Genomic DNA, 8,062 nt, shown 5'->3' on the forward strand with positions numbered 1-8,062 from the left:
CGGCGCGAGTATTTTTAGCAAGATGACATGGGGACGCCTGACGTGCTGGCCCTGACCGCCTTGACGCTTCTGCATTTCCGCTCGCATCTGCGGGCGGAATTGCGTTTGGACGGCCGTCCGGTGGCGATCCACGGCGCCAATGGCGCGGGCAAGACCAATATCCTGGAAGCGGTGTCGCTGTTCTCGCCGGGGCGGGGCCTGCGCCGGGCCAGCGCGGCGGAAATGGCGCGGCAGCCGGGCGCTTTGGGCTGGAAGCTGAGGGGTGAGCTGCGCGCGCCCTCGCAGGCCTATGAGGTGGAGACCTGGTCCGAGGCCGGCAACGCGCGGCAGGTCCGGATCGACAACAAGGCGGCGAGCCAGGTGGCGCTGGGGCAGATCGCGCGGGTGGTCTGGCTGATCCCGGCGATGGACCGGCTGTGGATCGAGGCGGCGGAGGGGCGGCGGAGGTTCCTCGACCGCATTGCACTCAGCTTCGAGCCGGGCCATGCCGAAGCCTCGCTCGGCTACGAGAAGGCGATGCGCGAGCGCAACCGGCTGCTGAAGGACCAGGTCCGCGATCCGGCCTGGTACCGGGTGCTGGAGGGCCGCATGGCAGAAGCAGGCCACCGGGTGCATGCGGCCAGGGTGCAGGCGGTGGAACTGTTGCAGCTGGCCCAGGCCGGGGCGGAGACCGCCTTTCCCGCCGCCGAGCTGGAGCTGATCCAGTCCGAAGGCAGCATGCCCGCCACCGAGGCCGATTTCCGAGAGGTGCTGGCCGAAAGCCGCTTTCGCGACCTGGCGGCGGGGCGCACCCTCACGGGGCCGCACCGCACCGATCTGATCGGCACCTACCGTGCCAAGGGCATCGCGGCAAAAGACTGTTCCACCGGCGAGCAGAAGGCGCTTCTGGTTTCGCTGATCCTCGCCAATGCGCGGGCGCTGGCGGAGCGGGAGGGCGCGCCGCCGATGCTGCTGCTCGACGAGGTGGCGGCGCATCTGGATGCGGGCCGCCGGGCGGCGCTTTACAACGAGATCTGCGCGCTGGGGGCGCAGGCCTGGATGACGGGCACGGGGCCGGAGCTTTTTGCCGAACTGGGCTCCCGCGCCCAGATGCTGGAAGTCCGCGAGACGGACGGGCTGTCGGAGGTGATCGAGGCATGACGGTAACTCCCTGGGATCTGGCGCTTTATGCGGGGGCGCTGTTCATCCTGTTTCTGACGCCCGGGCCGGTCTGGCTTGCGATGATGGCGCGCTCGGTCTCGGGCGGATTTCCTGCCGCCTGGCCGCTCGCGGTGGGGGTGGCCTGCGGTGACATTCTGTGGCCGCTGGTCGCGGTAGCGGGCATGTCCTGGATCGTTTCGGAGGTGGACGGGCTGATGGCGCTTCTGCGCTGGGTCGCCTGCCTGATGTTTCTTGGCATGGGCGGGCTGCTGATCCGTCACGCAGGCGACGGCGTGCAGGAGAACCGCGCCCTGACCCGGCCCGGCATCTGGGCGGGCTTCATCGCCGGTGTGGCAGCGATCCTGGGCAATCCCAAGGCGATCCTGTTCTACATGGGGGTTCTGCCGGGGTTCTTCGACCTGGGCGGCGTCAGCTGGCGCGACGTGGCAGCGATCGTGGTGCTGTCCTTCCTGGTGCCCTTGGCGGGCAATCTTGCGCTTGCGGGCATGGTGCATCACGCCCGCCGCGCGATCACCTCGCCGCGCATCCTGCGGCGGATCAATCTGGTCTCCGGGGTGCTGCTGATCGCCGTCGGCCTGGCGATCCCCTTCTTTTAGCGCGTCCCGGCAGCGGGCGGAGCCAGCCAGGCGGTGAGATAGGGCGCAAGTGCGGCGGCGGGCTCGGGCGTGTCTTCATGCGCGAGGCAGAAGCTCAGCGCCAGAACGTGGTTGAGGAACCCCTGCACCCCTTCGGCCAGCAGTCCGGCCGGCTGGTCCCTGCGTACCGTGCCCGCGGCTTGCATCGTCTCCAGCCAGGTGGTGAGCAGCGTGACCTGGCCCAGGAAGCTCTGCGCCACCACCGCGTCGGCTTCGGCCGCGGTGGTGCCGGAGTAACGCAGCAGCAGATCGAAAATTACCCGGTCCTGCGCCACGTAGTCGAGATGCGGCGCCAGGCGTTCGGTCAGCGCCTCGATGTTCTCCGGTGCGCCGGCCTCCTCCATCGCCTCCAAAATCTGCGTTACCTCGGCGCCGATCAGCACCGCGAGCAACCCGTCCTTGTCACCGAAATGGGCAAACAGCGTGCCCTTGGCAGCACTTGCCCGGGCTGCCACATCCTCGGCCCGCAGGCCGGAATAGCCCTGCTCCACAACGATGGCGGCGGCGGCGTCCAGCAGTCTGGCCCGGGTTTCCAGCCGCCGTTTCTGGGGAGCGCGTGTCATTTTGATGCCTCACGTAGCCGTTATTGACCGCGGTCACTTTTTAAGTTGACCGCGGTCATTTTTGATTCAATAAAGTGACCAGGGTCAATTTAACTCACGGAGCCTGCCATGTCCCCCCGAAATGCACCAGCCCGCAAGATCATCATCCTGAACGGCCATCCGGGCGAAAGCTCGCTGTCGAAGTCGCTCTGCGCGGCTTACCGGGAGGCCGCCGAGGCGCAGGGGCACGCGGTGCGCAGCCACGACATTTCGCAGATGCGGTTCGACATGGACTACGGCCAGGGCGGCTACGAGAACCCCAAGCCGCTGGAGCCGGACCTTGCGGCTTTCCTCGCCGATCTGGAATGGGCTGACCACGTGGTTCTGGCGACGCCGCTGTGGTGGGGGGCGGTGCCTGCCAAGCTCAAAGGCGTGTTCGACCGGGCGCTGCTGCCGGGCCGCGCCTTTGACACCCGGAACACCAATTTCATGGGGCTGCCCGCGCCGATGCTGACCGGCAAGACCGCGCGGGTGCTGCTCACCTCGGACACGCCGGCGCTGTGGCTCAGGCTGTTCTACGGCAACGCGGTGAAGACCTTCATCAGCCGCCAGATCCTCGGTTTCGTGGGCATCAGGCCGACCCGTTTCGCCTCCTTCGCGCCCGCTACCGGCGCGGCCGGAGCGAAGGTGGACGGCTGGCTGCAGAAGGCCGCCGGCCTGGGCGCCAGAGCGGCCTGAAACTGCCAAGAAAAAAGGGGGGTTGCGCGTGACAATCCCCCCCGGAGACCGTATAAAATCCTGAAGCAAAGACAGGAAGATGCGAATGTCCGGAAACGAGCAGGCTCCCGCAGAATATGGCGCGGATTCCATCAAGGTTCTCAAAGGCTTGGAGGCTGTTCGCAAGCGCCCCGGCATGTACATTGGGGACACCGATGACGGCTCGGGCCTGCACCATATGGTCTATGAGGTGGTGGACAACGGCATCGACGAGGCGCTGGCGGGCCACGCCGACCATGTGACGGTGAAGATCCACGCCGACAACTCGGTCTCGGTCAGCGACAACGGCCGTGGCATCCCGGTGGATATCCACCAGGAAGAAGGCGTCTCGGCGGCCGAGGTGATCATGACCCAGCTGCATGCCGGCGGCAAGTTCGACAGCAATTCCTACAAGGTCTCCGGCGGCCTGCACGGGGTCGGCGTGTCGGTGGTGAACGCGCTCTCCGACTGGCTGGAACTGCGGATCTGGCGCAACGGCAAGGAGCATGTCGCCCGGTTCGAGCGCGGCGAGACCGCCAGGCATCTGACGGTTGTCGGCGACTGCGGCGATCAGACCGGCACCGAGGTGCGCTTCCTGGCCTCGACCGACACGTTCTCGAACCTGGATTACGTCTTCGAGACGCTGGAAAAACGCCTGCGCGAACTGGCCTTCCTCAACTCCGGCGTGCGTATCATCCTGATCGACGAGCGCCCGGCGGAACGGCTGGAGGTGGAGCTGTTCTATGAAGGCGGCGTCAAGGAATTCGTGAAATACCTCGACCGCCACAAGGCGCCGGTGATGGATGCGCCGGTCTACATCATCGGTGAAAAGGACGAGATCGTCGTCGAAATCGCCATGTGGTGGAACGACAGCTACCACGAGACGGTGCTGCCGTTCACCAACAACATCCCGCAGCGCGATGGCGGCACCCATGTGGCGGGTTTCCGCGGCGCGCTGACCCGGACCATCAACAACTACGCGCAGGCCACCGGCATCGCCAAGAAGGAGAAGGTCTCCTTCACCGGCGACGATGCCCGCGAGGGCCTGACCTGCGTCTTGTCAGTGAAGGTGCCGGATCCGAAATTCTCCAGCCAGACCAAGGACAAGCTGGTGTCGTCGGAAGTGCGCCCGGTGGTCGAGAGCCTGGTGGGCGAGAAGCTCTCCGAGTGGTTCGAGGAGAACCCGAACGAGGCCAAGCAGATTGTCGGCAAGATCATCGAGGCCGCGCTGGCCCGCGAGGCGGCGCGCAAGGCGCGCGAGCTGACCCGGCGCAAGACCGCCATGGATGTGAACTTCCTGGCAGGCAAGCTCAAGGACTGCTCGGAAAAGGATGCCACCAAATCCGAGTTGTTCCTGGTCGAGGGCGACTCGGCCGGCGGCTCGGCGCAGACCGGACGCGACCGGATGACCCAGGCGATCCTGCCCCTGCGCGGCAAGATCCTGAACGTGGAGCGCGCGCGCTTTGACCGGATGCTGGGCAGCCAGGAGATCGGCAACCTGGTGATGGCGCTTGGCACCGGTATCGGGCGGGACGAGTTCGACATCTCCAAGCTGCGTTACCACAAGATCGTCATCATGACCGACGCCGACGTCGACGGCGCCCATATCCGCACGCTGCTGTTGACCTTCTTCTACCGGCAGATGCCGGAGCTGATCGAGGGCGGGTATCTCTATATCGCGCAGCCGCCGCTCTACAAGGTGGCCCGCGGCAAGTCGGAGGTCTACCTGAAGGACCAGGCGGCGCTGGACGACTACCTGATCCACCAGGGTGTCGACGGCGCGGTGCTGCAGCTGGGCAGCGGTGAGGAGATTATCGGCCAGGATCTGGCCCGGGTGGTGGATGAGGCGCGCCAGCTGAAGCGCGTGCTCGACGCCTTCCCGACCCACTATCCGCGCCACATCCTGGAGCAGGCGGCGGTGGCCGGCGCCTTTGTGCCCGGCGCGGTGGATGCCGACCTGCAGGGCGTCGCCGACCAGGTGGCGCAGCGTCTCGACCAGATCGCGCTGGAATATGAGCGCGGCTGGCACGGCCGGATCACCCAGGACCACGGCATCCGCCTCGCCCGCATCCTGCGTGGCGTCGAGGAAGTGCGCACGCTCGACGGCCCGATGCTGCGCTCCGGCGAGGCGCGCAAGACCGGCAGCTTCACCAAGAGCCTGCAGGACATCTACGGCGCCCCCGCGACCCTGGTCCGCCGTGACCGCCGCCAGGCGATCCACGGGCCGCTCGGCCTGTTGCAGGCGATCCTGGAGGAAGGCGAGAAGGGCCTTTCGCTGCAGCGCTACAAGGGCCTCGGCGAGATGAACCCGGATCAGCTCTGGGAGACCACGCTGGACCCCGACGCACGCACGCTTCTGCAGGTGCGCATCGACGACATGGTTGAGGCCGACGATCTCTTCACCAAGCTGATGGGCGACGTGGTGGAGCCGCGCCGCGAGTTCATCCAGAAAAACGCGCTGAGCGTGGAGAACCTGGACTTCTGATCGGGTGTAGGTGAGCGCATATTTATTCGCGGCGCGCATATTTTTTCGCGCCCGAATGCGCAAATCAAGAAGAATTTCTAATAAAGACAGTTGGTTACCTTTGCAGATGCGCGAGCGGCTGCTGGAAATCCTTGTAGGCGGACATATCCTTAGCGCAACGACGGCGGTTTAGATCTCGACTGGTAACTTGGGTTGAGGGCTTCATTGCCCACCAATGATCTCCGAAGCTGCGTATCGGCAAGTCGGGCTGTCCGTGCTGAGTGGAGGCGACCGTACACCGCACTTTGCACAAAATAAGACTTTACAGACTTTGCCGACATACGCTGCACCTGCGGAAGCCCTTGGAGGCTAACGAGGATAACCTCCTATCACCTTGTGCGAAAGCGAGGCCGCGAAAAAGCTTTCATGTATGCTCGCACGATCTTAGCGGTGGCGTTCAAGGCCAATGGTAAGGCCAATTAAAGCAACCAGCCAACAGTCTTCGATGATGCGAGGCGAGACCAGCCTTACTACGGCTGTGCGATGCATTTCAGCTTAATCGACAAAAACACGGATGCTTTACTCTTGATAATCGTCGTCCGTATCGGGAGCGGGCTCGAATCGTCCAAAGTTCAACTGTCTATATAGATGCATGTTGATACGCACTGCCGTCGCGCGGCGCAGGGTGGTAATCCCATTTGGATCACCCAGTGCAGTGGATGCGATCATATAGGTGGCCCAAATTGCGAGACCGGTCGGATAGTTGGGACTGGCCATGACCTCTTGGGCGAGGTCGCTAAATTCCGGGGCATCGTCTTCACTTCGGTAAATCTCCCAAGAGCGTTCTGTCGCAAGGTCGATCCCTGGTGGAATGACCGCACCGCCGCCACCCTCTGATGGCGAACGGCTGCTCGCCCAATCGCCGTAGATCAGTCGAGCTCGGTTGTTCGCACGCTGGAGTTGTGAAAAGAGTAGACGTTCGGCGACCTCAACTTCGTCGCCAAGCGAATACTCAGTAAAACTATCTGGGAAACTACTTCCTGTAACAATGATCGGAATATCGTCGCCGCGAAGATCGACGATCTGCTTCACCAAGCCATCAATCCAGTTGGTGCGGCTCAGTAGATCTCGTGACCAGCCCGCGTCGAGGACGAACCCGAAGTTTGAATGTCCGACGTTGCATACTGTGTGAATCACATCACTGAAGCCCCGACCATTTCCATGGTCCAGTCGAACCAAGAATATTTTCTCGCGGGCTGTGAACCCATCAATCTGGTTTTGGATGGCTGCGCTGTCTGCTCGGTTTACCTGAATGCACGGGAAGGCATTTGGATATTCATCGAAGAACTCGACCCAGGACTGTTTAGTCTCGTCTTCAATGAGGGCATAATAATCGTGCTGGGCTGGTCGTTTCGCCTCCTTGTCATAAAACGGGTCAATATCCAAAAAGTAGGGCCGATCTGGATAGACCTCGTGTATTCTGTCCATTGACCGAGAAAGAGCTTATGCCGTGGCCCAAGGTTTTAGGCAAAAGATCGGTGTAAGCAAATCTTTGGAAGCGTCGTCAAGCTCCGCCACCGCCTGCAACTCCGATCCCCTTAGAAAAATAGTGGGGACATATGCTGTTTGTCGAATGTCTACTGACAATTAACGCAATCCTATCCGGATACCTATTGCGGCCTCAGACACATTAAATTCTTCCGCCATAATCGCCGCAACTTTAGTGGTAGCACGTCCGCCATGACGGCGCAAAGCCTTGAGTATGCTCGACTCCGGCATAAGAAGTTGGGCAGCCATACGGTTCGCCTCGGCCTTTCTTGGGTCCGAAAGCGTAGACCTGTAGAGGATCGTGTCCTCGATCCCATCACCGATGAAGTCACGGTGAAGAAGATAGTGAGCGATCTCGTGCGCGATAGTAAACCGCTGGCGGGTCTTGGCTTCATGTCGGTTGACACGAATACGGTAGCCAGATGGGCTATCTGCGGAAGGCTGAATTTGCCCGGAAATACGTGGCCTGAGGGTCGCAGATTTCACTTCCAGACCCAATGCCCGGGCGATCGCGGCAATGCGGACCGGCACCTCCTCAAGAAACGGCTTAATAATAGCCCTTTCTTCTTCCGAAACTTTTCGCCATTCCCGGGTTCTCTGTTTGCGGGATCGTCAAGTGCGGGTTCTATTGCCGTTCGGGGTCCTGGTTCTCTACGAAGTCGGTGTTTCCGCTTCCTGATGGCGTCCGGGAGCTGACCAGCCAGAATGTCATTCGCGAAGTGAGCAACGTGCCCCTTCAACCGCTTATGACTGGCTTGATCCGCCGCCGTCCCGAAGGACGCTGAACCCGCCCTGTCTCTTGTGGGCGGGGTCTCAGTTGGCTGTCAGGTGATGGCCTCCTTTTCCGGTTCGAAAACTGTCCCGTCGCGCCAGATGCACATCATGACGACGGCGAGTTTTCGGGATGCCGCGACAGCAGCTTTCTTGAAGCCTTTCCGGTCTTGCAGCCTCTTGGC

General features: G+C 62.5%; 7 protein-coding genes. 4 read left to right on the plus strand and 3 right to left on the minus strand.

What is annotated here, in order from left to right; all coding sequences use genetic code 11:
- Positions 1-42 precede the first annotated feature (42 nt).
- Entirely contained in the window at positions 43-1,140 is a 1,098-nt protein-coding gene (gene recF, locus ACOHX0_RS03190; RefSeq protein WP_420675219.1) for a DNA replication/repair protein RecF, read from the plus strand.
- Positions 1,137-1,757, plus strand: coding sequence for a LysE family translocator (locus ACOHX0_RS03195; RefSeq protein ID WP_420675201.1), 621 nt, complete (start codon positions 1,137-1,139; stop codon positions 1,755-1,757). The genes recF and ACOHX0_RS03195 overlap by 4 nt, the downstream gene beginning before the upstream one ends.
- On the opposite strand, the gene ACOHX0_RS03200 is transcribed toward ACOHX0_RS03195, so the two are convergent.
- Complete coding sequence (locus tag ACOHX0_RS03200) at positions 1,754-2,359, minus strand: TetR/AcrR family transcriptional regulator (RefSeq protein WP_420675202.1); 606 nt, start codon at positions 2,357-2,359, stop codon at positions 1,754-1,756. The two genes, ACOHX0_RS03195 and ACOHX0_RS03200, sit on opposite strands and share 4 nt — an antisense overlap.
- Before the next feature lie 108 nt (positions 2,360-2,467).
- On the opposite strand from ACOHX0_RS03200, the gene ACOHX0_RS03205 reads away from it, so the two are divergent.
- Both ACOHX0_RS03205 and gyrB read left to right on the plus strand, forming a co-directional pair.
- Positions 2,468-3,076 (plus strand): NAD(P)H-dependent oxidoreductase, encoded by a 609-nt coding sequence (locus tag ACOHX0_RS03205; protein WP_420675203.1) that lies wholly within the window; start codon positions 2,468-2,470, stop codon positions 3,074-3,076.
- 85 nt (positions 3,077-3,161) lie between these two features.
- Positions 3,162-5,579 (plus strand): DNA topoisomerase (ATP-hydrolyzing) subunit B, encoded by a 2,418-nt coding sequence (gene gyrB, locus ACOHX0_RS03210; RefSeq protein ID WP_420675204.1) that lies wholly within the window; start codon positions 3,162-3,164, stop codon positions 5,577-5,579.
- A gap of 558 nt (positions 5,580-6,137) precedes the next feature.
- Here gyrB and ACOHX0_RS03215 read toward each other — a convergent pair.
- Both ACOHX0_RS03215 and ACOHX0_RS03220 read right to left on the minus strand, forming a co-directional pair.
- On the minus strand, positions 6,138-7,046 hold the full coding sequence (locus tag ACOHX0_RS03215) for a beta family protein (protein WP_420675205.1): 909 nt from the start codon (positions 7,044-7,046) through the stop codon (positions 6,138-6,140).
- Between the two features lie 159 nt (positions 7,047-7,205).
- Positions 7,206-7,637, minus strand: a complete 432-nt coding sequence (locus ACOHX0_RS03220) for an ImmA/IrrE family metallo-endopeptidase (RefSeq protein ID WP_420675206.1) — start codon at positions 7,635-7,637, stop codon at positions 7,206-7,208.
- Between the last annotated feature and the right edge of the window lie 425 nt (positions 7,638-8,062).

This window comes from Cribrihabitans pelagius (genome assembly GCF_048820915.1).
Lineage (GTDB): Bacteria > Pseudomonadota > Alphaproteobacteria > Rhodobacterales > Rhodobacteraceae > Cribrihabitans_A > Cribrihabitans_A pelagius.